General features: G+C 33.2%; 27 protein-coding genes and 1 tRNA gene. 12 read left to right on the top strand and 16 right to left on the bottom strand.

Annotated elements, in window-relative coordinates; all coding sequences use genetic code 11:
- Positions 1-60: 60 nt before the first annotated feature.
- From mnmD to NAT50_RS04470, 3 genes are read right to left on the bottom strand one after another with little or no spacing between them, the layout of a single operon-like run.
- A complete protein-coding gene (gene mnmD, locus NAT50_RS04480) occupies positions 61-726 on the bottom strand; it encodes a tRNA (5-methylaminomethyl-2-thiouridine)(34)-methyltransferase MnmD (protein ID WP_250591870.1) in 666 nt (221 codons plus the stop codon).
- Between the two features lies 1 nt (position 727).
- Positions 728-1,159, bottom strand: coding sequence for a hypothetical protein (locus NAT50_RS04475; protein ID WP_250591869.1), 432 nt, complete (start codon positions 1,157-1,159; stop codon positions 728-730).
- Positions 1,159-1,674, bottom strand: a complete 516-nt coding sequence (locus NAT50_RS04470; protein ID WP_250591868.1) for a DUF4920 domain-containing protein — start codon at positions 1,672-1,674, stop codon at positions 1,159-1,161. The genes NAT50_RS04475 and NAT50_RS04470 overlap by 1 nt, the downstream gene beginning before the upstream one ends.
- A gap of 210 nt (positions 1,675-1,884) precedes the next feature.
- Here NAT50_RS04470 and NAT50_RS04465 point away from each other — a divergent pair, with 210 nt between their 5' ends.
- Entirely contained in the window at positions 1,885-2,952 is a 1,068-nt protein-coding gene (locus tag NAT50_RS04465) for a branched-chain amino acid aminotransferase (RefSeq protein ID WP_250591867.1), read from the top strand.
- Positions 2,953-3,001: 49 nt separating this feature from the next.
- On the opposite strand, the gene NAT50_RS04460 is transcribed toward NAT50_RS04465, so the two are convergent.
- Positions 3,002-3,385 carry a nucleoside triphosphate pyrophosphohydrolase family protein gene (locus tag NAT50_RS04460; RefSeq protein WP_250591866.1) on the bottom strand — a complete coding sequence of 128 codons (384 nt, stop codon included), beginning with the start codon at positions 3,383-3,385 and terminating at the stop codon, positions 3,002-3,004.
- A 322-nt stretch (positions 3,386-3,707) separates the two neighbouring features.
- Here NAT50_RS04460 and NAT50_RS04450 point away from each other — a divergent pair, with 322 nt between their 5' ends.
- Positions 3,708-4,742 carry an AraC family transcriptional regulator gene (locus NAT50_RS04450; protein ID WP_250591864.1) on the top strand — a complete coding sequence of 345 codons (1,035 nt, stop codon included), beginning with the start codon at positions 3,708-3,710 and terminating at the stop codon, positions 4,740-4,742.
- A 54-nt stretch (positions 4,743-4,796) separates the two neighbouring features.
- Here the strand turns inward: NAT50_RS04450 and NAT50_RS04445 are convergent, their stop codons facing one another.
- Genes NAT50_RS04445 through NAT50_RS04435 form a run of 3 tightly spaced genes read right to left on the bottom strand, consistent with a single transcriptional unit; the run spans position 4,797 to position 6,769 of the window.
- Positions 4,797-5,516 carry a tRNA threonylcarbamoyladenosine dehydratase gene (locus NAT50_RS04445; RefSeq protein ID WP_250591862.1) on the bottom strand — a complete coding sequence of 240 codons (720 nt, stop codon included), beginning with the start codon at positions 5,514-5,516 and terminating at the stop codon, positions 4,797-4,799.
- A 24-nt stretch (positions 5,517-5,540) separates the two neighbouring features.
- Positions 5,541-6,176: a TatD family hydrolase gene (locus tag NAT50_RS04440; protein WP_250591860.1), complete on the bottom strand. Its 636-nt coding sequence runs from the start codon at positions 6,174-6,176 to the stop codon at positions 5,541-5,543.
- Complete coding sequence (locus NAT50_RS04435) at positions 6,176-6,769, bottom strand: DUF1684 domain-containing protein (protein WP_250591858.1); 594 nt, start codon at positions 6,767-6,769, stop codon at positions 6,176-6,178. The genes NAT50_RS04440 and NAT50_RS04435 overlap by 1 nt, the downstream gene beginning before the upstream one ends.
- 83 nt (positions 6,770-6,852) lie before the next feature.
- Here NAT50_RS04435 and NAT50_RS04430 point away from each other — a divergent pair, with 83 nt between their 5' ends.
- From NAT50_RS04430 to NAT50_RS04420, 3 genes are all read left to right on the top strand, one after another.
- Positions 6,853-8,082 (top strand): MDR family MFS transporter, encoded by a 1,230-nt coding sequence (locus tag NAT50_RS04430; protein ID WP_250591856.1) that lies wholly within the window; start codon positions 6,853-6,855, stop codon positions 8,080-8,082.
- A gap of 348 nt (positions 8,083-8,430) precedes the next feature.
- Entirely contained in the window at positions 8,431-10,302 is a 1,872-nt protein-coding gene (locus tag NAT50_RS04425; protein WP_250591855.1) for a peptidase U32 family protein, read from the top strand.
- Positions 10,303-10,413: 111 nt separating this feature from the next.
- Positions 10,414-10,560, top strand: a complete 147-nt coding sequence (locus NAT50_RS04420) for an SsrA-binding protein (protein ID WP_250591854.1) — start codon at positions 10,414-10,416, stop codon at positions 10,558-10,560.
- Here the strand turns inward: NAT50_RS04420 and NAT50_RS04415 are convergent.
- Complete coding sequence (locus NAT50_RS04415; protein WP_250591853.1) at positions 10,550-11,062, bottom strand: adenine phosphoribosyltransferase; 513 nt, start codon at positions 11,060-11,062, stop codon at positions 10,550-10,552. The genes NAT50_RS04420 and NAT50_RS04415 overlap by 11 nt on opposite strands.
- Positions 11,063-11,160: 98 nt before the next feature.
- Between NAT50_RS04415 and NAT50_RS04410 the strand changes: the two genes are divergently transcribed.
- Positions 11,161-11,234, top strand: a tRNA-Arg gene (locus NAT50_RS04410).
- Between the two features lie 34 nt (positions 11,235-11,268).
- On the opposite strand, the gene NAT50_RS04405 is transcribed toward NAT50_RS04410, so the two are convergent.
- Entirely contained in the window at positions 11,269-12,597 is a 1,329-nt protein-coding gene (locus NAT50_RS04405; RefSeq protein WP_250591852.1) for an aspartyl protease family protein, read from the bottom strand.
- 269 nt (positions 12,598-12,866) lie between these two features.
- Here NAT50_RS04405 and NAT50_RS04400 point away from each other — a divergent pair, with 269 nt between their 5' ends.
- From NAT50_RS04400 to lgt, 5 genes are all read left to right on the top strand, one after another.
- On the top strand, positions 12,867-14,060 hold the full coding sequence (locus tag NAT50_RS04400) for a pyridoxal phosphate-dependent aminotransferase (protein ID WP_250591851.1): 1,194 nt from the start codon (positions 12,867-12,869) through the stop codon (positions 14,058-14,060).
- A gap of 180 nt (positions 14,061-14,240) precedes the next feature.
- The gene (gene folE, locus NAT50_RS04395) at positions 14,241-14,912 is read left to right on the top strand and encodes a GTP cyclohydrolase I FolE (protein ID WP_250591849.1); all 672 of its coding nucleotides are present in this window, start codon (positions 14,241-14,243) and stop codon (positions 14,910-14,912) included.
- Positions 14,913-15,041: 129 nt separating this feature from the next.
- The gene (gene cysS / locus NAT50_RS04390; protein WP_250591847.1) at positions 15,042-16,523 is read left to right on the top strand and encodes a cysteine--tRNA ligase; all 1,482 of its coding nucleotides are present in this window, start codon (positions 15,042-15,044) and stop codon (positions 16,521-16,523) included.
- 37 nt (positions 16,524-16,560) lie between these two features.
- Positions 16,561-16,782 (top strand): membrane protein insertion efficiency factor YidD, encoded by a 222-nt coding sequence (yidD, locus tag NAT50_RS04385; RefSeq protein ID WP_250591846.1) that lies wholly within the window; start codon positions 16,561-16,563, stop codon positions 16,780-16,782.
- Between the two features lie 101 nt (positions 16,783-16,883).
- The gene (gene lgt, locus NAT50_RS04380; protein ID WP_250591845.1) at positions 16,884-17,822 is read left to right on the top strand and encodes a prolipoprotein diacylglyceryl transferase; all 939 of its coding nucleotides are present in this window, start codon (positions 16,884-16,886) and stop codon (positions 17,820-17,822) included.
- 160 nt (positions 17,823-17,982) lie between these two features.
- Here the strand turns inward: lgt and NAT50_RS04375 are convergent, their stop codons facing one another.
- The 7 genes from NAT50_RS04375 to rsfS form a co-directional block, all read right to left on the bottom strand.
- Positions 17,983-18,855, bottom strand: coding sequence for a superoxide dismutase (locus tag NAT50_RS04375; protein ID WP_250591844.1), 873 nt, complete (start codon positions 18,853-18,855; stop codon positions 17,983-17,985).
- A complete protein-coding gene (locus NAT50_RS04370; RefSeq protein ID WP_250591843.1) occupies positions 18,842-19,117 on the bottom strand; it encodes an acyl-CoA-binding protein in 276 nt (91 codons plus the stop codon). Before NAT50_RS04370 ends, NAT50_RS04375 begins: the two co-directional genes overlap by 14 nt.
- A 6-nt stretch (positions 19,118-19,123) precedes the next feature.
- Entirely contained in the window at positions 19,124-19,774 is a 651-nt protein-coding gene (locus NAT50_RS04365; RefSeq protein ID WP_250591842.1) for a phosphatidylserine decarboxylase family protein, read from the bottom strand.
- The gene (locus NAT50_RS04360) at positions 19,764-20,567 is read right to left on the bottom strand and encodes a phosphatidate cytidylyltransferase (RefSeq protein ID WP_250591841.1); all 804 of its coding nucleotides are present in this window, start codon (positions 20,565-20,567) and stop codon (positions 19,764-19,766) included. Before NAT50_RS04360 ends, NAT50_RS04365 begins: the two co-directional genes overlap by 11 nt.
- Position 20,568: 1 nt before the next feature.
- A complete protein-coding gene (locus tag NAT50_RS04355; protein WP_250591839.1) occupies positions 20,569-21,174 on the bottom strand; it encodes an LUD domain-containing protein in 606 nt (201 codons plus the stop codon).
- A 118-nt stretch (positions 21,175-21,292) separates the two neighbouring features.
- A complete protein-coding gene (ftsH, locus tag NAT50_RS04350; protein WP_250591838.1) occupies positions 21,293-23,206 on the bottom strand; it encodes an ATP-dependent zinc metalloprotease FtsH in 1,914 nt (637 codons plus the stop codon).
- A gap of 12 nt (positions 23,207-23,218) precedes the next feature.
- On the bottom strand, positions 23,219-23,590 hold the full coding sequence (gene rsfS / locus NAT50_RS04345) for a ribosome silencing factor (protein ID WP_250591837.1): 372 nt from the start codon (positions 23,588-23,590) through the stop codon (positions 23,219-23,221).
- 100 nt (positions 23,591-23,690) lie between these two features.
- Between rsfS and NAT50_RS04340 the strand changes: the two genes are divergently transcribed.
- Positions 23,691-24,422, top strand: coding sequence for a biotin--[acetyl-CoA-carboxylase] ligase (locus tag NAT50_RS04340; protein WP_250591836.1), 732 nt, complete (start codon positions 23,691-23,693; stop codon positions 24,420-24,422).
- The last annotated feature ends 18 nt before the right edge of the window (positions 24,423-24,440 follow it).

Raw genomic sequence — 24,440 nt, 5'->3', positions numbered from 1 at the left:
TTTGTGGTATTGATTATTTCAAATATAACTATTTTATAAAAACTAAAATGTTATAATTTTCTAAAAATCCTTAAAACCGATCATCATTTCTCTTTTTCCAGGAGGTCCAGGTACTTTTTTTACAGTAAAACCAACCTCTTGCATCGAACGTTTTACAACACCTCGAGCGGCATAGGTTACTAGGATTCCTTTTTCTTTTAATACCTTAAACATGTTACGGAAAATTTCTGTACTCCATAACTCAGGTTGTACCTGATAACCGAAAGCATCAAAATAAATAATATCAAACCGATTGATAAAATTTATCTCTTGAAATAATTGTTTCTTTTTAGTTAAGAAAAAATTCGATGAAATTTGATGCTTTGTTTCCCAAGAACATTGGTGCATGGCTTTAAAAATAGCATCATATTGAGGTACTTGTAAAGCTTCAACATAATTCATGGAAAGCACTTCTTCGGGGCTCAAGGGATACGCTTCCACACCAACATAATCAATTTTTAAATTACGTTTCTGAGCTTCTAAAAAAGTAATAAAAGCATTAAGTCCCGTACCAAAACCGATCTCTAAAACTGCTATGGTTTCTTTTTCCAACAAAGAAAGTCCGTTTTGGATGAATACATGTTGCGCTTCTTGTATGGCCCCATTTTTAGAATGATAACACTCATCCCAATCAACCAATTGGATGGTAGTTGAACCGTCGAGTGTTTGTATAATCTTTCTTTTCAAACTACTTAATATATAACTTTTTAATTCGAACTATAGGACCACCACATTTCACCTCGTGACATTTTACACATTCAGAAATACTATTGTTAAAATGTTCTTTGGCATTTGACGGGTCTTTATAAATCAGTTCTTGTGAAGCTATAAAAGCCGCAGCGTGTTCTTTAAAGAAAGCATCGTTTTCCTGCTCATCGGTCATAACAGCTTCATGAATTTTCAGAAAATGTTGAGGAAACTGACCAATTGTATCATTATTGAGGATACGCTGTTTGAGTCTTTCGTTGTCGGCATACATTTGTTCCATCAGCATGGCCATTTCCGACATTTCATACATTTCAAATTTTTTCTCTTCTTTTTTAGGAAGTTCACTTGGCTCATTTTTCTTCTGACAAGAAAAAAGCAACACTACTGCTAAAGATAAAACTAGTTTTTGCATTATTTCTTAATTAAAACTCCTGTAGCCTGAAAAGCATAGGTGATTTTAGGTTTAGTGATTTTATTAATTTCCGCTTGGCTTTTTTTAGCATCTTTTGCATAATGACGTTGTTCTTCAACAGATACCACATCGATGTAGGCTTTACCGTTAACAATAGCTTCGCTTCCATCGGCATTTAAAGGAACGAAGAATCCATAATCTTTAAAACGTACAAATGAATTTTGATTAGAGGATAAATCCATATTCATCCAACAACCTTTCTTTTTGCAAACTTCTTTAATTACCGATTTAAAACTTACGGTTACGGTATCTCCTTTTTTCAAACTTTTATACTTTTTAAGCATCGCTTTTTCAGACAATACATTTTTGGGTGTAAATTTTTCTCCAAACAAAGCGTAGTCAGCAATATTGATTCCAGTTTTTTGGGAATTCTGTTTTTTTGTCGTGGTTTGTGCTTGAACACCTAATGCAAATAACATTGCAATTATCCAAAAGAAAGATTGTAATTTTTTCATTTTTTATTTTTTTGTTTATTCATGCAAATCTATTAGAAATCATTGAAACATACACATCTCTTAATACTTTTCTAAAAAAAATATCACATTGATAATTCTATTTTTAAAAATTTAATTATTTGCAAAAAATAATAGTATCCTCACTGATTCTTATCTATTATTTAACAATAAGGTCATTTTTTTTATAAATTAGCAAAAAAATAATTAGGCATGAGCTCAGATATTCAAACCAAGTTTGACTTTATCAAAGCTAACACTTCTAAAATCAACGAGGTAGACTTTGAAAATTTAACTTTTGGTAATGTATTTACCGACTACATGTTGGTATGTGATTTTAAAAACGGTGCTTGGGAAAAACCAGTAATTAAACCTTACGAACCCTTCACTTTAGACCCGTCTGCTAAAGTATTTCATTACGGACAAGCCATTTTTGAAGGAATGAAGGCTTACAAAGATGAAAATGACGATGTTTGGATGTTCAGGCCTTATGAAAACTTCTCTCGATTTAACAAATCTGCAGTGCGTTTATGCATGCCAGAAGTTCCTGAATATGTTTTTATTGATGGTTTGAAAGAATTAATAAACCTTGAGAAATCTTGGGTAAAAAAAGGAAAAGGGAATTCTTTATACATTCGTCCATTCATGATTGCCATCGGTAGTGGAGTAATTGCTCAACCATCTACACAATATCGTTTCTGCGTTATTCTATCTCCTGCAAAATCATATTATTCAGGAGACGTTAAAGTGTTGATTGCTGATTACTACAGTCGTGCAGCTAATGGAGGTATTGGTGCTGCAAAAGCGGCAGGTAACTATTCTGGGCAATTTTACCCTACAAAATTAGCAAACGAGCAAGGTTTCCAACAAGTGATCTGGACTGACGATGCTACGCATACGAAATTGGAAGAAGCTGGAACCATGAACGTTTTTTTTAGAATTAATGATACCTTATATACGGCTCCAACTAGTGACCGAATTCTTGATGGTGTTACCCGCAAAAGTCTAATAGACTTGGCAAAACGCGAGGGAATTGCTGTTGAAGTTCGTTCTGTACTTGTTGACGAATTGGTTGAAGCAGCGAAAAATGGTAGCCTGAAAGAAATTTTTGGAGCAGGAACTGCAGCAGTAGTAAGTCCAATTAGCGGTTTTCAATACAAAGATGAGTATATCGAATTACCTAAAATAGAAAATTCTTTTTCAGCTCACTTAAAAGAAAAAATGACCAACATTCAGTATAAAATCGAAGAAGATACCTTCGGTTGGACTGTAAAAGTATAAATATTGTAAAAAAGCGATTTTGAATTCAAAATCGCTTTTTTTATTAAAATTACCCTAAGATTTTTTCAAAATCAGGTTTAAAGTAGTTAGGTCCTTTCATAACTTTTCCATCTTCACGGTAGATTGGTTTACCATCCTCACCTAATTTACTCATATTGCTTCGCTGAATTTCATCAAAAACCTCCTCAATTTTATGTTGTAGTCCGTGCTCTAAAATAGTGCCACACAAAATATATAACATATCTCCCAAAGCATCTGCAATTTCTGTAATATCATTATTTTGAACCGCTTCAAGATACTCTTCATTCTCTTCTTTCATCAAATTAAATCGAAGAAAATTTTTATTCTCTCCCAAATCTCCAACAGGTTCATTTTGAATACCTAATCCAAAAGCATGATGAAATTCATATACTGCTTGCAATTGTTTTTTCATTTCTTATTAATTTATCACTCCACAAAATAACATATTGATTTGACAATTCCCTATTTTTGTCATAAAAAAATATGTTCAGTAAAGGTCAATTATTATTCGCATTATTTTTTGTTGTTAGTTTTATAGCTGTAATGATTTTTTCTTATCGAAAAGACATTAAACTTCACCGACAACATTATAAAGGGAGCATTTGGATATTGGTTATTTTTTTAGTTTTCATTGGAATTTTGTTTGCCATTAAAACTTTTTTAAAAGATTAACACTTCATCTTCCGTTTAACATTTTTTTTTATATTTTTACGCTATTACCATAATTTTAACTTATGAAAATTGCAAAATATATATTTCTATTAATAATGTTGTGCCTTGGGGCACTCTCTGTTTTTGTTGCGACCAAAGATGGCAGTTATACTATAGTAAGAAAAAAGGTAATTGATACACCTAAAGATTTGGTATATAAATATGTTACGGACAATGAAAATTGGGATTCTATCAATCCTTGGATGAAAGAAAATATTACAATCAATAATATCACTAAAATTGACGGTGAGAGTATTACGCATTATATAACTCTTAACGAAAACAATAACGAGTTAGTATTGACTTTTAAAGATACCCTGAACCAAAAAACACTATTGACTTGGTCTACCAAAGGGAGTTTGACTTTTAAAGATAAATTCTTAGGAATCATTGGCCGTGGTGTCAACAATGATTTTGCCGATCGATTTGATGATGGACTTAACACCATTAATACAATTTTGAACCGTGAACTTCATACTTACGAAGTACGTTTCGATGGATTTGTAAAAAGAGACACCGTTTTTTATATTCAGAAAGTGGTTATGGCGAAAGCTGAGGAGATTCCATTGCGTATTAAAGAATTTTTACCTGAATTAAAAAGAGTACTTACCAGTACCAATACAGCAATTAATGGAGATCCTTTTTTGGTTTATCATTCAAAAGATACGCTAAATAATGTATATAAGTTTTCGGTAGCCATCCCTACGAAGGAAAAAATTTATACTTCGATGGATAGTGAATTTTTAACAGGACAAATTAATCCTTCTAGCACTGTTAAAGCTACGTTAGTTGGAAATTACACCCATAAGAAAAAAGCTCTAGAAAAAATTCATGAGTATATGACTCAAAACAAGTTAGAGCAAAGTGACAATTTCAAAGAAATTGATGTTATCACCAGAAATATAACTACTGATAAATCTGCCTCAAAGTGGATTACAGAAATTTATATCCCTGTAAGACCTATTAAATCTACAGTAGTTAGAAAGGAGAAAAAAATCAATCAAGATTCTATCACTAAAGCAATTATAAAAGATATTATGAATGCTGATAAAAAATAAATGCTATGATGCATCTACAAAAAAGGCTGTTCCATTGAACAGCCTTTTTTATTATTATTTCTTTTTTAATAAATCGGTTATCACTTTTTCAGCTGCATGCAACCCGAATAAAGCGGGCATCCAACTGTTTGTTCCGTAAAAAGACTTTTTAAAATTAGAACCATCAGTCATTTTGACACTATCATAGTCTGGTCTTTCATAAGAATAAACCACTTTTACACCACTTGATATTCCTTCTGCTTTTAAACGTTTTCTCACCTGTTTGGCCAAGGGACAATAATCGGTTTTGGAAATATCTTTTACGGATACTTTAGAAGCTTCAAACTTCCCTCCTGCTCCCATATTACTAATGATTTTTACTTTCTTTCGTTTTGCTGCTATAATTAAATTCAGTTTCGGAGTAATACTATCAATACAATCCATAACATAATCAAAATCTTCAGTAACCAACTCGAAAGCACGTTCTGGTGATAAAAATTCCTTCACTACTGTTAAATCTAACTCTGGATTGATATCTTTAAGACGGGCAGCCATCAACTCTACTTTTGGCAATCCTACTGTCGAATGTAACGCAGGTAACTGACGATTGATATTGGTTATATCTACAACATCTCCATCTACGATCGTCATTTTTCCAACCCCGGCACGAGCAACAAATTCAGCTGCAAAAGAGCCTACACCACCCATACCTACTATTAATACATTCGAATTTTTTAATTTCTCTAAACCTTCTTTTTTAAATAATAATTCTGCTCTCTCTTGCCAAACCGCCATATAATTGTTTCTTTTTTTATTATATTAAATCTTAAAAATATGTGTAAAGTTTTTTGAAACCTGTTTTTCAATATCAATTTTCTTAATAGAAGCCGCTTTATCATAAACTGCTAAAATAGTTTCTGAAATAGTATCCGTTTCCAACAAAAAACGATCGTCGGGTACTTGCAAAAAAACTGAGGCCAATTCCGGGTTACGAAGTAAATATTTTCCAAAAGACAAATAGAACCCATTTTCTAATAGGGATTGAGCTACTTGCAAATTTTTAGAAAATCCATGAACAATCATCGGTTCTTTGATATTCATTTTCTTCTTAATAGCAATCACCTCTTGATACGCTGCGACACAATGCAAAATTACAGGTTTTTTGTGCTTTTGTGCAAGTGTCAACTGCTTTTCGAAAACCTCTTGTTGAATTTCCAACGGAATATCGATACGTTTATCTAAACCACATTCGCCCAAAGCCAAACAATTGGCCATGATTAATTTTTCTTCAATTTTCTTCAAATATTCATCGGTTCGATTTGTATCGATGTACCAAGGATGAATTCCAATGGAAAAATAGGCTACTTCAGAATTGAAATCATATGGATATTGATTCACAATTTCTAAAACCTCCTTTGAATTTGAGGATTCGTGCGTATGTAAATTATACAACATTAGTCATGAAATTTCTTAACACCCGCTTTGATTTCTACCTTTAAATCATTTTCCAACGGTACTACAGGGCAGGAATATTTGTAGTTGTAAGCACAATACGGATTGTATGCCTTATTAAAATCGATAATTACCATTTTTTCTTTAGGAATTCTCATATCAAGATATCGACCTCCAATATAAGTCTCGCTTCCATTGGTCATATCACTAAACGGAAGAAATAAATAATCTTTGAATCCCGGTCTGGTAATAAGCTCTAAATTCTGATAAACAAATAATTGCAATTCCTTTCCTTCGATCTGAAATTTAAGAACACCATAAACTCTATATTGCGGTTTTCTATCCGTTGTAGTTTTCATCTCAAAAGCTTTTCCTTTCACTCGCTTGAACGTAGCCTGAACACTATATTTTTTATCAATAGGAAAAAAATCTAAGCCTTTAAAATTTACTAAATCTTCTTTCATCAAAGGACTCGTTAAGCTATCAGAGAATCTAACATTCATTTCCTTTTGGTACTCTTCTGCAGATTGGATTTTCTCCTGCGCTAATGAAATTGCTGAAACAAAAACAAGTAAGATTATAATAATTTTCTTCATAACGTAATTTTTACAAAATTAGGTGAAACATTTTTCAGTACAAAACAGTATTTCACTAACTTTGGGTCACATTTCCACATATCATGATCATAAACGCCTTACACCGCTATATAAACAACTTCAGAGGATTTTCAAAAGAAATTTGGATACTCACCCTAATGACTTTTATTAATCGTGCGGGTACCATGGTTTTGCCTTTTTTATCAAAATACCTAAAAGAAGATTTACATTTTTCATACAATCAGGTAGGTTGGGTAATGTTTTTTTTCGGAATAGGCTCAATGTTAGGTTCTTGGCTAGGTGGAAAATTATCCGATAAAATTGGTTTTTATAAGATCATGGTTTTTAGTCTCTTTTTTAGTGGCGTTTCATTCTTTATCATTCAATTTATTACCAGTTTTATTGGACTATGTATCAGTATGTTTCTTATTATGGTAATTGCGGACATGTTCCGTCCTGCCATGTTTGTCTCACTGGGCGCTTATGCGAAAAAAGAAGATAGAACACGCGCCTTAACTTTAGTGCGTTTAGCGATTAATTTAGGTTTTGCTGCGGGTCCTGCAATGGGAGGCTTAATCATAATGAACATAGGCTACAAAGGACTTTTTTGGGTAGATGGTGCGAGTTGTATTTTGGCTATTTTAATTTTTTGGAATTTCGTCAAAGAAAAAAAGCATTCAAAATATACCGACAAAGATCATCCTGGAGAAGTACTAACGCATTCTGTTTTTAAAGACAAAGCCTTTTGGATTTTTTTAGGCTGTTGCAGTATTACAGGAATTCTATTCTTTCAATTGTTCACAACCTTGCCATTATACCAAAAAGAGCAATTTAATCTGACCGAATTCCAAACCGGATTACTGATGATGATGAATGGTTTGCTGATTTTCTTTCTTGAAATGCCTATCGTTAGTTATGTGGAACGAAAATCCCTCAACAAAATCAAAGTGGTTTGTGTTGGAGCGGCTTGTATGGCAATAAGCTTGTATTTAATGCTGATCAACCAATGGGCCGGTATTTTAGTCATTATGATGTTTCTGATGTCTTTCGGGGAAATGTTTGCTTTTCCTTTTTCTAATTCTTTTGCGATGAGCAGAGCTCCAAAAGGACATGAAGGGCGCTACATGGCTATCTTTACAATGAGCTATAGTTTATCACATATTTTAAGCGCCAAATTAGGAATGGGTATTATCTCTTTTTCGGGTTATAATTCCAATTGGCTGTTTATGGGAACTTTGGGGGTTATTGGTGTTTTCATGGGGATATGGACATTAAAAATAACCCAAGCTGAAAAACAAAACACTATCTCATAATACTTTAAAACAACTTAAATAAGAACAAAGCAACAATTATCTCAAAAATCGTTGCTAACTCGATGCTTTAGCAGAACTGATAGAGCAGATGTCAAAGCGCAAAGAAAAAACAAAAACAAAAAGGCTGTTCCGATAAAGAATAGCCTTTTTTAGTTTTTGAAAGTAACCAGGCTAAAATCATTTAAAACAGAAGTCCATGATTCTCACCAAAAACTTCTGTTTTGATCAACTTCTAACTTATTTCAAGAGATGCATAAAAAAAATCAATAGGAATTAGAAATCTTGAATTTTTTATAAGAACTTTGCACACTTTTTATCGGCAAATCCCGATTAATTAAAGTTGTATACATGAAAAAGAAGATTGAAATTTTAGCTCCTGCAAAAGATTTACTAACTGGTATTGCAGCTATAAACGCCGGTGCAGACGCAGTTTACATCGGGGCACCACAATTTGGAGCACGTTCAAATGCTCATAATTCATTAGAAGACGTGGCGGCCTTAGTGCAATACGCACACTTATACAACGTACAAGTTTTTGTGGTAATCAATACCATTTTATACGATGAAGAATTAGAAAAATGTCGTCAATTAATTTGGAAATTATACGATGCTGGAGTGGATGCATTAATCATTCAAGACATGGCGATTATGGAAATGGAGTTGCCTCCTATTGCACTTCATGCGAGTACACAAGCCAATAATCGTGATGCTGCTAAAATCAAATTCTTAGCGGATGCTGGAATCCAAAGAGTAGTTTTGGCACGTGAATTAAACTTACATCAAATCAAAGAAATTAGTCAAGCTACGGATGTGGAATTAGAATTCTTCGTTACCGGAGCTTTATGCGTTTCATTCAGTGGAAACTGTTATATGAGTGTTGCCAATGGTGAACGTTCGGCAAATCGTGGTTCTTGTGCGCAAAACTGTCGTTTACCTTATAATTTGATTGATGGAAATGGCGATACTTTAATACGAAATAGTCACTTACTTTCGATTAAAGATTTTGATGTTACGGACCAAATTCCAAATTTAATTGAAGCAGGAATTGTTTCCTTTAAAATTGAAGGGCGTTTGAAAGATGTGGTGTATGTAAAAAATAACGTGTCGTATTTACGTCAGAAATTAGATGATTTCTTAGAAAAAAACAGCGATAAATATACCAAAGCTTCTTCGGGAAGTTGCACTTATGCTTTTGATGCTAACTTAACTCGAACTTTCAATCGTGGTTACACCGATTATTTTGTGAACGAAAGACATCAATCGATTGGTTCTTGGGAAAGTCCAAAATCAAAAGGTCAATACATTGGAAAATTGGTAAAAACGGTTGGGAATTCTTATGTGATTGAAAACGGAGAATTGCTAAACAACGGTGACGGATTGTGCTACATCAATGATAACAATGAAGCCGAAGGAATCTACGTAAACAAAGTAGAGAACGGAATCGTTTATCCGAACGTGTTGAAAGAAATTAAAGAAGGTACTTTAATTTACAGAAATAACGATGCGGCTTTCATTAAATTGGTAGAACGTGAAGATAGTGCGATTCGAAAAATCAGTACTACTTTATTAATGACTGAAAATGAAACTGGTTTTGAATTAATTGCCACCGATGAAGATGATAATGTAAGTATCGTAAAATTAGAGCATCCAAAAGAGCGCACTAAAAACAACGAATCCATCGAAGAAAACATCAAAACGCAATTGGCTAAAACAGGATTTACGCCTTATACTGCAGATGAAATTTCGGTTATATTCTCTGAAAATTGGTTTTTACCGATTTCAAAAATCAATGAAATGCGAAGAACAGTTTACGAACAGTTATCGGAAATTCGTTTGAAAAATTATGTTCGTAAGGAACACCAATTGGTTAAAACATCACATCCATATCCAGAAACAAAATTGGATTTCATGTACAATGTTGCCAATAAAACGGCACGTAAATTCTACGAACGTCATGGCGTAACCGAAATTGAAAAAGCGTTTGAATTGCAATGGGATCCTGGGAAATCTCGTGTAATGACGACTAAATATTGCATTAAATACGAATTAGAACGTTGCCCGAAATACCATCGTGAAAACATGGATAAAAAGCTAAAAGAACCTTTAGTTTTAAAACAAGGCGAATTGGAATACAAACTAAAATTCAATTGTAAACCTTGTGAAATGGAAATTTGGGAAAAAGATGCCGAATTCGAAATTGAAGAAGATCACCTTCATTAAAATGAAACAGCAGTAATCTTTAAAATAAATATAGGTTACTGATCATAAGCAAAAAAGACCGTCTTAAACAAGTCGGTCTTTTTTTATAACTTTGCAAAAAACAAATGCTTTATGTTCAAAATAGTAGCTAAACTCAACAAAATAATTTTACCTAGTTTTTCAAAACAGCAACTTGATCCTGCAAAAGCTAAGAAATGGCAATTGGCAATTTTAGCTTGGCGCTATTATGTTACTTCAAGAGCACTTTCTAATAAGTAATTGCAGCAAAAATTTCTTTACCTTTTATTTTTTCTCTTCCAGTCAAAAAAGAAAGCTCCATTAAGAAATTGCATTGCACAATTTCCCCTCCTAATTTTTCTACTAATTCGCAAACTGCTTTGATGGTTCCTCCAGTAGCTAACACATCATCGTGAATTAGAACCTTATCCCCTTTCTGAATAGCATCTATATGCATTTCGAGAGTATCCTGACCATACTCTAACTCGTAACTAGCTGAAATAGTTTCGTAGGGTAGTTTTTTGGGTTTTCGAACCGGAATAAACCCAGCGTTTAATTTTTGAGCCAGTAAAATTCCGAAAAAAAATCCTCTCGATTCAACTCCAACTACCTTGTCAATTTTTTTATCTTTTAATGTTGTGACCAATGTTTCTAACATTTCTTCTCTTGCTTCAGGGCTTAAAAGCAATGGAGTAATATCTTTAAACAAAATTCCTTCTTTTGGAAAGTCCTGTATATCACGAAAATACTGTTTCAAATCCATTATTTATTCATTTTTTATAAAATTTCTTTTGCAATTTACACATTTGTTTCTATATTTGCACCCGCAATCAAGAAAGAAAACATCTTGAAAGTTTATAAGGCCTCGTGGCGCAACTGAATAGCGCATCTGATTACGGCTCAGAAGGTTACAGGTTTGAATCCTGTCGAGGTCACAAAAAAGTCTGCTTTTCAGCAGACTTTTTTTATTTACAATATATCTTTAAGAACAAATTCCGTTTTTAAAATCATTCCTTTACGATCAATTTCCATTTTTATAGTTTTTCCCTCCTCCGACTGAAGCAGTTCAATTATACTATTAAGTTTATACTTATAAGAAACCAAACCATTAACTTTTGTGAGTATATCGCCTTTTTTAATACCTGCAAGATCTGCCGGCGATCCTGATCTCACATTCGTAATTTGATATTGTGGCTTGAGCGTAAACTGGTATCGAATACTTTTTCTGCTTGCATTAAACACATTTTTCTCCTCTGTAGTTTGCAAAAAACTTGTTTTTAACTCAATTTCTTCTTTAACCAACTGCATTCCAACATGCTCCACTTGAAGACCGCTCATATTAAAATTAAAAGGCTTGTCAAAATAGTTGTTTTTTTTCAAGTAGATTTTAGAATTCTTATAATCATACAAAACCCTGAAGCGTTTTAAAATTTCCGAACCAACAGATCCATTTCGTCCTGCAACAAAACTAGCATTTCGTAACGACTCATCATTCGGAAATGAAATCGTCACATTCTGTAAAGACTCATCGCCAAAAAAGACTTCTTCAGTCCTTGAACGCTTTCCGAAAATTTCACCACTAAAACCATTTCCCAGAAAATCTTCAAAATTCTTCTTTGGAATTTTTATCAACTCTGAGGTATCTTCAAATAACCATAAAGCATCGCTACTTCCTGAATCTATAAGCATTTTCGAATTCATTTTATTACCATTCAAAACCAAAGGAATAGTTACATACGGTTTATCCAACTCAATCGTAAGAGGCAGTTCTTTAAAATTTTTCAATTTTCGTTTCGAAAAATAATTCATGTCGCGATAAACGACTACATTTCGAGAATCATAATTAACTTCTACCGGAAAATCTTTAAAAAATTGGTAACCTATAATCCCATGCACTGGAATACCCAATTGAGAAGAAAAGTTGATTTGCTGATCCAAAATAATTAACAAATCATGATTCTTATCTTGATAATCACCTACAACAACTTTATTAAATTTCGAATACAAAGCATCTATTGGTTCCCCTCCTCCAAGTCCTTTTACTTTAATTTTTTCAACATTATTAAACTGAATAGAATCTGTTTTATCTAAACTAAATAAGATTGTACTATCTACACCTGTATCCAATAAAAAACTCAAATTCACACCATTTATTTCAACAGGAATAATGACCAAATTGTTACTAGTTTCAAAAGGTATTGAAATTTTGCTTCTTTTGGACTTGAATTGAAATCCATCTTGAGAAAAGCTAGCACCAGACAGAATAATAAGAAATAGAAGAGAATATAACTTTTTCATTAAACTGTTTTTAAATCATTGTCACTGAGTATATAAATATACAAATTCTGTATTCAAAACAACTATTCCAATCCGATTATTTAACTTCCAAACAATCAGAATATCAGTATTTAATTATTTAAATTGACAAATTGCGATTGAAACAGTTGACATAAAAATTATATGAATCCAAAAAATAGGCTTTGGAGCTGTTTTTTTTATGAAATCGAAACGAAAAATTATTCTTATTTGAATAAATTATCGCAAATTTGCACTCAAATTTTAAAGCTATGCCAAAGATTTCTAACAAAGGGCAACAAATGCCTGAATCACCCATCAGAAAATTAGTTCCTTACGCAGAAATTGCTAAGAAAAAAGGACATAAAGTATACCACTTAAACATTGGTCAACCGGATATCAAAACACCGGAGGTTGCTCTTAATGCAATTAAAAATACCAATATTGCTGTTTTAGAATACAGTCATTCTGCTGGATTTGATAGTTATAGAACCAAATTAGCAGAAAGCTATCAAAAAATAGGCTTACCTGTAAACAAAGAAGATATTATTGTAACTACCGGAGGTAGCGAAGCTTTATTGTTTGCTATGGGAAGTACAATGGATGCAGGAGATGAAGTAATTATACCTGAACCTTTTTACGCTAATTACAACGGATTTGCTACTGCTTCCGGGGTAAAAGTTGTACCTGTAATTTCTGGAATTGAAACCGGTTTTGCTTTACCTCCAATTGCAGATTTTGAGAAACTGATTACTCCAAAAACAAAAGCCATATTAATCTGTAATCCAGGAAATCCAACAGGTTATTTATATTCAGAAAGTGAAATCCAACAACTGGCAGAACTAGTAAAAAAACACGATTTATTTTTAATTGCTGACGAAGTTTACCGCGAATTTGTATACGACGAAGGAGCTAAACATTACTCTGTAATGAATGTACCTGGAATCGAAGAAAATGCCATTATGATTGACTCAGTTTCTAAACGTTACAGTATGTGTGGTGCTCGTATCGGATGCATTGTTTCTAAGAACAAAGAAGTTATGGCTACGGCAATGAAATTTGCTCAAGCACGTTTATCACCGCCAACTTATGAACAAATTGCTAGTGAAGCTGCTTTAGAAACACCTCAAAACTATTTTGACGAAGTAATTGGTGAATACAAAGACCGTCGCGATACATTAATTGCTGAAATGAATAAAATCCCGGGAGTTACCATTGCTACACCTAAGGGAGCCTTTTATTGCATTGCACAATTACCAGTTGCAGATGCAGATGATTTCGCACAATGGTTGTTAGAATCTTTCGACTACAACGGAGAAACTGTAATGGTTGCCCCAGCAGCAGGATTTTATTCAACTCCAGGAATGGGTAAAAATGAAGTTCGTATTGCTTACGTATTGAAGAAAGAAGATCTAATTAAATCGGTACAAATTCTAGGGGAAGCCTTAAAAGTATACAATAATTAAAAGAAATTAAGGGACTATAAAAATCAACAGCTGTGAATCAAAATCAACAGCTGTTTTTTTTATTTTCAGAAGAATGAAAAAACAACTTTTAATTCTTTTAAGATTTGTTTGATTTAACATTATCAGGATTTATTCCTATATTTGCAAACTTATAAACTCACAGAAGAAAAAATTTATTTAATGGCTCATAACGAAGATTTTCAAGAAGAAATCGGAAACAACCATATTGCAACTAGTGCAGTAAATCCATTACGAAAAGATGCATTCGAAAAAACTGATGATGAAAAAATTGCATTAATCAGAAAAGATGTAGAAAACATCTTAAATACATTGGGTATGGATCTTACTGACGATAGTTTAAGTGGGACACCAAACCGTGTGGCTAAAATGTTTGTGAAAGAAATTTTTGGAGGATTACATCCTGACAAAAAACCGGGCTCATCTACTTTTCAAAATCATTACAAATACAATGAAATGTTAGTAGAAAAGAACATCGTAGTATATTCAACTTGTGAGCATCACCTACTTCCAATTATAGGACGTGCTCATGTGGGCTACATTTCTAACGGTAACGTTATTGGTTTGTCCAAAATGAACCGAATTGTTGATTATTACGCTAAACGCCCTCAAGTACAAGAACGTCTAACAATGCAAATTGTTCAAGAATTACAAAAAGTTTTAGGGACGGAAGATGTGGCTTGCGTAATAGACGCTAAACATCTTTGCGTGAATTCTCGTGGTATTAGAGACATCGAAAGTAGTACTGTAACTGCCGAATTTGGTGGTAAATTCAAAAATGAAGCTACCCGAAAAGAATTTTTAGACTATATTAAATTAGATACTAAATTCTAAATCATATCACTTAGTCGATACGAAAATTTTAAAGAGGGTCATTTTTCAATGGCCTTTTTTTGATATATGCTACTTCGCAAGAAGAAATTACAAAGGAAATACTTAAATTTGAAGCTTAAAAAACAGAACATGACATTATATCAATCTCACTCATTACAGATATACAATACAATTTCAGGTGAAAAAGAAACATTTACACCAATTCACGAAGGAACTATTGGAATGTATGTATGCGGACCTACAGTTTACAGCTATGTACACTTAGGAAACGTTCGTACCTTTATGAGTTTTGATATGATCTATCGCTACTTTAAACATTTAGGGTACAATGTTCGTTATGTAAGAAATATTACTGATGCTGGGCATTTAACAGATGATGGTAATGTTGATAATGATCGTTTTGTAAAACAATCGCGCTTGGAGAAATTAGAGCCGATGGAGGTAGTACAAAAATACACGGTCTATTTTCATAAAGTGTTAGATTTATTCAACTTACATCCTCCTAACATAGAACCAACTGCTACAGGTCATATCGTAGAACAAATTGAATTGACTCAAAAGTTAGTTGATGATGGTTTTGCTTATGTTAGCAATGGTTCCGTTTATTTTGATGTACAAGAATACAACAAAAGAGGTTTAAATTACGGCGAATTAAGCAATCGAAATATCGATGAGCTTTTTGCAAATACTCGTGATCTTGATGGTCAGAACGAAAAGAAAAACCCTCAAGACTTTGCTTTATGGAAAAACGCTTCCCCAGCTCATATTATGCGTTGGAATTCTCCTTGGGGAGAAGGTTTCCCTGGATGGCATTTAGAATGTACTGCAATGAGTACCAAATATCTAGGCGATACTTTCGATATTCATGGCGGAGGTATGGACTTGAAGTTCCCTCATCATGAATGTGAAATTGCACAAGGAAAGGCATGTAATGGTGTTTCTCCCGTAAAATATTGGATGCATGCCAACATGCTTACTATGAATGGTTTGCGCATGAGTAAATCTACCGGTAACTTTATTTTACCGATGGAATTAATAAATGGAGATAATACTTTTTTCGAAAAAGCATTCAGCCCAAGTATTGTGCGTTTTTGTTTTATGCAAGCGCATTACAGAAGTGTACTTGATATTTCTAACGATGCTATGGTAGCCAGTGAAAAAGGCTTTATTCGTCTAATGGAAGGTATTAAATTATTGGATAAGTTACCTACCGCATCTTCTTCTAGCCTAAATATTAAAGATTGGAAACAATCATGTTATGATGCAATGAATGATGACTTTAATACGCCTATCTTAATTGCACAACTCTTTGAAGGTGTTCGCTATATCAATCTAATTAACGATAAGAAAGAAACCATAACGGCTTTCGATTTATCAGAATTAAAAACTACCATGGAAGCTTTCGTTTTTGATGTTCTAGGAATTAGAAACGAGGCTGAGACCGCTAACAATTCGGATAAATTAAGCGGTGTCGTAGAAATGCTTATCACCATGCGTAACGAAGCTAGAGCTAATAAAAACTGGTCATTATCGGATGAAATCCGTGATCGATTAGCAGCACTCGGTATCGTACTAAAAGATGGTAAAGAAGGTACTACTTTTACATTTTAATCATACAAACTCCCTTCTCGGGAGTTTTTTTATTCACATGAAAAAAATACTGATTGCTCCTTTTATATTTTTAGTGCGATTTTATCAAGTCGTAATTTCACCCCTTACCCCAGCAGCATGTAGGTACCACCCTACTTGTTCACAATATATGATTGAGGCCTTAAAAAAACATGGTCTTTGGAAAGGATTGTACTTAGGCATAAAAAGAATATTAAGTTGTCACCCTTGGGGAGGTAGCGGATACGATCCTGTGCCCTAAACAATATAACTATCGTTTTATTTTCATTTACCTTTCCGTAAAATATTTTTTGCCTAATCTTTTTGAAAACACTATTTTTGAATTCATCGATTTAATAAACTATGACTTACTTTTTATCTATTGTTTGGAATCCCTCTGAAGGGATACAGATAGGCTCTTTTACCCTTCGTTTTTACAGCTTAATGTTTGTAATAGCATTTGCTCTAGGATGGTATCTTATGGCTCCTATTTTTAAGAGAGAAAACGAACCTCAAGAAAAACTAGATTCTCTTTTTGTTTATATGGTGGTTTCCATACTGCTAGGAGCCCGCTTAGGCCATGTAATTTTCTATCAAACCGAATTAATTTTTCAAGACCCTTTGAGTGTTATCTTACCTTTTAGATTTACACCTGAGTTTAAATTTACTGGTTTTCAAGGTTTAGCTAGTCATGGAGCCGCTATAGCAGTTATCATTGCTATGTACCTTTATAAAACAAGAATTTTAAAACGTTCTTATCTGTGGATTTTAGATCGAATTGTCATCCCGGTAGCCTCAGGAGCTATTTTCGTTCGTTTAGGGAACTTTTTCAACTCAGAGATTTATGGTCCTGTAACTTCAGGAGATCATTTTTATGCTGTAAAATTTATTAGAGATGACGAATTTTGGGCAGATAAAAGTGTGGAACAAATTACGGGTACGAATGATTTAAATCAAGCTTATAAACTGATTGAAACCGATCCTCAATTCATAAATACCTTAAATGCTATTCCTTTCAGACATCCTGCGCAATTGTATGAAGCGGTAGGCTATGTATTTGTTTTCCTATTATTAATTTATATGTATTGGAAAACGGATGCTCGTAAAAAAGAAGGACTTCTTTTCGGTTCTTTTTTAGTTACTTTATTCTCCATCAGAATCTTAGTAGAATCGGTAAAAGAAAGTCAAGGAGGTTTTGAGAATATTTTAGGTATAATGACTACAGGACAATGGTTAAGTATTCCATTTGTAATAGCTGGTATCTACTTAATTTTTAAAGCGAAACAAACTCAAACCACATAATAAATCGTTTTCGATTATCAATAAAAAGCCCGAATATTTCGGGCTTTTTCTATAATAAATACTTAGGTATCACAAGAAAACAAACTGAATCTACACAAAAAATACCCTCAAATTCTATTAGACTAATTTGAGGGTAAAATTACTATCGTTGTAAATTACTTTATTCTGACTTTGTTGCTTCTTCAGTAGGTTTCGCTTGCTCCACTGGAACTTCTATTGTTTCCGATGTTGGTGCTGGAGACTGATATTTTGGCACAGCCATCTTGGAAAAGGCTCCGTATCTTTCTTCAACTTTATCCCAATTCACAACACTAAAAAAAGTATTAGCGTATTCTCTTCTTCTATTCTGAAACTTTAAATAATAGGCATGTTCCCAAACATCTAAATTTAATAATGGAGTACCAGTAATTCCAAGTCCTTTCATTAATGGTGATTCATTATTAGGAGTGGTAATAATTCTTAACCTTCCGTATTTATCGGATAACAACCAAACCCATCCTGAACCATTTAATTTAACTGCTGTTTCGGAAAATTGACGAATAAAATCATCATAAGAACCAAAATCACGAGTAATAGCCTCTGATAATTCGCCTTCCGGTTGACCACCTGCTTTAGGAGCTAAAGATTCAAAGAAAAAATTATGATTGTAAACTGCACCGGCATTGTTACGAACTTCGGTATCAGAAAAATTTAGGTTTTTAAGTATCGCGTCTAATTCTAAGACTTCATATTTAGTACCAATTACAACTTTATTTAAAGCGTTCACAAATGGCAACAAATGTTTGGAATAATGCAATTCCATTGTTGTAGCATCAAAATGTGGCTCTAACGCATTGTAATCGAAAGGTAATGCATACAATTGAAAAGGCCCCTCCGTAGCTTTTAAATCGCTTGGTTTGCCTCCTTTTTGATCTACAGCAACAATAGGTGTTGCAGGAACATCTACGACTTCAACCAAAGTATCTTTTTTACAAGAAACTACTGCCGAAGCTAAAAAAGGAAGAATTAATAGGTTTTTCTTATTCATTTTCATGGGTAATTTCTTTAACTAAATCAATATAAGCTTGCTTTGCTTCATCAGCGGAAAGATGAGATACCTGCATCCACGCATTTAGCTTGAAACCATCTATAACATCGTGAGCAGAATACTTAACAGCACTAATATTTCCGAAAGCTGCCTGTTTATAATAAGCATACAATCGCAACATAATATCCTGAGGAAGCGAGTCTTGCTCCATATTAGAAACTAATTCAAAAGCTTCTTTAAATTGATTATCTAAATCCTTACAAGACATATATTATTAGGCGATTGCAATAATTGTTTTATTTCCTACAGCCTTTTCCTGTAATTTTACGTTTACTTTGGTTCCCAGAGGCAAATAAATGTCAACTCTAGAGCCAAATTTAATAAATCCAGCATCAGTACCCTGAACTACTTGAGTACCTTCTTCCGCATAATTAACTATACGTTTAGCCAAAGCACCCGCAATTTGACGATACATGATTTCACCAAATACTTTATTTTCAATCACTACGGTAGTTCTTTCATTTTCAGTACTTGCTTTGGGATGCCAAGCAACTAAATATTTACCAGGATGATATTTACTGTATTTAACTAATCCTGAAAGAGCATATCGCGTTACATGCACATTGATTGGTGACATGAAAATAGAAACTTGTAATCTTTTATCTTTAAAATATTCAGGTTCAAAAACTTCTTCAATAACCACTACTTTTCCATCTACAGGTGCTACTATTTTAGTATCGTCTGGAGTAATTGTTCTATTAGGATTTCTAAAAAACTGTAAGACCATTACAAATAAAAACAACAGTAACAATTGTAAAGATAATCTAAGCCAAAAAATCTCTACTAGCTTATCTAAAAACAAAATCCCTACAACTAAACTTAAAGCAGCAATTAAAATGATTTTATAACCTTCTTTATGAAACATATTCTAAAATTTTAAATAAAATAAAAACAAATGGAGCTACAAATATAATACTATCCAGTCTATCTAAAATACCACCATGTCCAGGCATAATACGACCACTATCTTTAACGTTGGCCATTCTTTTAAACTTAGATTCTACAAGATCACCAATAGTTCCAAAAACACTTGTCACCACTGCTATAACCATCCATGTCAGAACAGAAAAAATAGGCACATAATACATACTTATAATTACACCTGCTATGATTGCAAAAAGCAAACCTCCCAAGAAGCCTTCTATGGTTTTTTTAGGAGAAATGCGTTCAAATAATTTATTTTTTCCGAAAGATTTTCCTATCAGATAAGCAAAAGTATCATTCGTCCAAATCAGTATAAAGATAGCAATAATAATGGAAGGAATGAATTGAGAATCCAAAATAGGAAGTTTCGTTAAACATACGAAAGGAAAGGCAATGTAACCTGTTAACGTAATCCAACCTGAATGTTTAAATGGTGCTTGATTTTTTGAAAACAACCACAACATCAACAAAATTAGAATTACAATTGAAAATACTATCACTACCATATCAACCCATAGCGGTGTAGCAAAAACAGCAAAATTGATAAAGATTAATCCTGAAGCGATTAATGCCAATGTTTGTGGTAAATGAATCAGATTTGCAAATTCTCTTACAGTTTGTAACATAAACAAACCGAAAAGAAGGAGAAATGATTCTCTTGACAGAAGGGTAGCTAATAGTAAGATTAAAACATATACTAACCCTGATAATGAACGTATTAAAGTTTCATTCATTTTATAAATTCTCAAGGAGTAATAAGTATAAGTTTTTAGGAGTACTTCCGTATTGCAAGAAATCTTCTTCTTTAGCTTTTTCGAAATATTTTATAGTCGTAATATTGGTTGGGTAATCTGTAGTATAACGCTTTTTAATTTCCCTTAAACCATCGCTAGTCCCTAAAACAATTTGACTAGTTGAAGCCAAAACGACGATATTTACAGGTAACTCAGCTGCTTTTTTCTGTCTAATTTGTGTGGAAGAAAACATGATTGAACCTTCTTCGGCAACCAAACTCTCACAACCTGTAAAGAAAAATTTTGGATTTGATGGATTCTGGTAAACAATATTATTATCCTCTAAAATCTTGAATAACCGAGGTTCCAAACACAAGGCTTCCGATTCAAACCAATCATTTTCTTCTAATATATTTTCAAATTGTTCGTTTAGTTCAGCTATATTTTCACAGTATAAAAATTTACCTCCATTTTTTTTAAAATTAAGGGTAAATTGTTCATCAACTGGAAGTTGTGCATGCGTATCTTGAAAAGGATTGTAATCATTCTCATTAACCTCTTTCGAAGTATCGTTTCCTGTGCCAAATATTTTTTTAAAAATACTCATCTAGTGCTGTAAATATGCTTAATCTTTAAACAATTATCAAAGATAAAAAAATCTTAACCTAATTTTTCAATTAGATTAAGATTTTTCTCGATTTTATTAACGGAGTTTTTAACATTTTTTATTCGAAAACTTCCTTTTCAAAGGGTCTCTTTCCGAAAATATTTTCTAAATCATCTTTAAAAATAACTTCTTTTTCGATTAAAACATCGGCTAATTTTTCTAATTTATCTTTATTTTCTTCTAGAAGTTTTATAGCGCGTTGGTATTGTGACTCAATAATCGAAGAAATCTCTTCATCAATAGTTTTCGCCGTTTCTTCCGAATAAGGTTTAGAGAAATTATAATCCGCCTGACCTGAAGAATCATAATAAGTTATATTTCCTAACTTATCATTCAAACCATACACGGTAACCATAGCACGAGCTTGTTTCGTTACTTTTTCTAGATCGCTTAAAGCTCCTGTAGAAATAGTATCAAAAACCACTTTTTCTGCAGCACGCCCACCCATGGTAGCACACATTTCATCCAACATCTGATTTGGACGAACAATTTGACGCTCTTCTGGCAAATACCATGCAGCTCCCAAACTCTGACCACGAGGCACAATAGTTACTTTAACCAATGGCGCAGCGTGTTCTAGCATCCAACTCACCGTTGCGTGTCCAGCTTCGTGAATGGCAATCGCTCTTTTCTCATCAGGAGTTATAATTTTGTTTTTCTTTTCTAAACCACCTACAATTCTGTCAACAGCATCTAAAAAGTCTTGCTTATCTACTGCCGTTTTGTTGTGTCTTGCAGCAATCAAAGCCGCTTCATTACAAACGTTAGCAATATCTGCACCCGAGAAACCTGGGGTTTGTTTTGCTAGAAAATCAGTATCTAAACCTTCTACTTTTTTAAGTGGTCCTAAATGAACTTCAAAAATTTGTTTTCTTTCACGGATATCCGGTAAATCTACATAAATCTGACGGTCAAAACGTCCAGCACGCATCAGAGCTTTATCTAATACATCGGCTCTATTGGTTGCTGCCAAGACAATCACACTAGTATTGGTACCAAAACCATCCATTTCGGTCAATAACTGATTCAAAGTATTTTCACGCTCATCGTTTGATCCAGAAAAATTACTTTTCCCTCTTGCACGACCTACAGCATCAATTTCATCAATGAAAATAATTGAAGGTGATTTTTCCTTTGCTTGTTTAAACAAATCACGAACTCTAGAAGCTCCTACTCCAACAAACATTTCCACAAAATCAGATCCTGACAAAGAGAAGAAAGGAACTTGCGCCTCTCCTGCTACAGCTTTTGCTAATAAGGTTTTACCTGTTCCTGGAGGACCTACAAGTAAAGCACCCTTAGGAATTTTACCTCCTAAATCGGTATATTTCTTAGGATTTCTTAAAAATTCAACGATCTCCTGAATTTCTTCTTTTGCTCCTTCAAGACCAGCAACATCTTTGAATGTTACTTTAACATCGGTTTTTTCATCGAATAATTTAGCTCTAGAACGTCCTATGTTAAAAATTTGACCTCCGCCACCACCAGCGCCACCGCCTGACATACGACGCATCATGAATAACCAGAAACCAACTAAAATTATAATTGGCAATAAGCTAATCAACAAATCAGTGAAATCACTAGATGTTTTATAATCGTAAGTAGTGATGCGTTTCGCTTTTAAAGCTTCGTCTAATTTATTTTGAAAAATCTCATCATTACCAATTTCTAAAGTATAATGAGGTCCTAAATTTGGATTATTTAGTAAATCTTTTTTAGGAAGTTTTTCGTGAACTTTTTGTTTTAATGCTTCCGGCTTAAGGAAAACCTCTGCAGAATTTTTATTGTAAACAATAACTTTATCTACTTGACCCGCATCTAAATATTCATAGAATTTTGAAACCGTTGTCTTTTGAGGTTCTACCCAACGGGATTGTCCCGAAATCCACATGGCAAAAAAAATGGCACCAATAACGCCATAAATCCACCATGGATTAAACTTGAAATTATTTTGCTTTGTTTCTTTTGACATAGCTATTTTTGATTAATATTTGTTTTCAATAGATGTGATTTTTGCGTCACCCCAAAGACTCTCGATGTTGTAATACTCACGAATGTGTTTTTGGAAAACATGAACTACAATATCTATGTAATCCATCAGTACCCATTCTCCATTGTCTGTACCTTCAACATGCCAAGGTTTGTCTTTAAGTTCTTTTGAAACTACTTTTTGGATAGAATTTACAATCGCGTTTACTTGTGTATTGGAATTACCATTACAAATTACAAAATAATCGCAAACTGTGTTGTCTAATTCTCTTAAGTCAAGAATATCTATATCATTTCCTTTTACTTCTTCTATACCCTTAATGATATTTGCTAATAAAATATCGTTGCTTACTTCTTTTTTCGCCATTTAATAATTATAAATATTTCTACAAAGTTATTGATTTTTGTCTTTATTTTGACCACAAAATACAAATCAACTTTGTTAATAAAGTTTCAAAATTCGACACATGAAGTTAATCAAACTCGATGCCATAGATTCAACCAACGATTTTTTAAAGGGTTTGGCACAAAATCAGCACATCGAAAATTATACTGTCGTGACAGCCAAAACCCAAACCAAAGGAAAAGGACAACACGGAACACAATGGCATGACGAGTACAACAAAAACCTCATAACCAGCATCTTAATCAAAGAAACCTTAACTACAATCGAGGGGATTTTTGTTTTAAATATTGCGGTAACTTTAGGCATTTTAGCCGCTTTACAAAAAAATAAAATTCCGTCTTTATCCGTTAAATGGCCTAACGACATTATGTCAGATAACAAGAAAATAGCTGGCATACTCATTGAAAACCTTATTCAAGAAAATGGAAAAATACAGTCCATTATAGGTATCGGTTTGAATGTGAACCAGACTGAATTTAATAATTTACCGAAAGCTTCTTCTCTTAAAGGCATCACTCGTATGGAATATGACATCCAAGACATTGTCATACAAATTGTGGAAGAAATCAAAAAAAAGGTTGCTTTGATTTCTGACAACAAATCGGAAATCCTTTGGGAGGAATACCAACAAAATCTATTCAAAAAAGGAATACCGGTTGTTTTAGAAAACCAAAAAGGACTGAAATTTATGGGAATTATTCAAGGGGTAAACCGAAACGGCAAATTGCAGGTTTTACTAGAAGATGATTCTATTCAAGAGTATGGAATAAAAGAAGTAAGTCTGATTTTTTAAAAAAAAATCCCAAAAGAA

Origin of the sequence: Flavobacterium luminosum, from assembly GCF_023635005.1 — a bacterium.
Taxonomy (GTDB): Bacteria; Bacteroidota; Bacteroidia; order Flavobacteriales; family Flavobacteriaceae; genus Flavobacterium; species Flavobacterium luminosum.
Note: the sequence above shows the minus strand (reverse complement) of the source record. Positions and strands in the feature narration are given on the sequence as shown.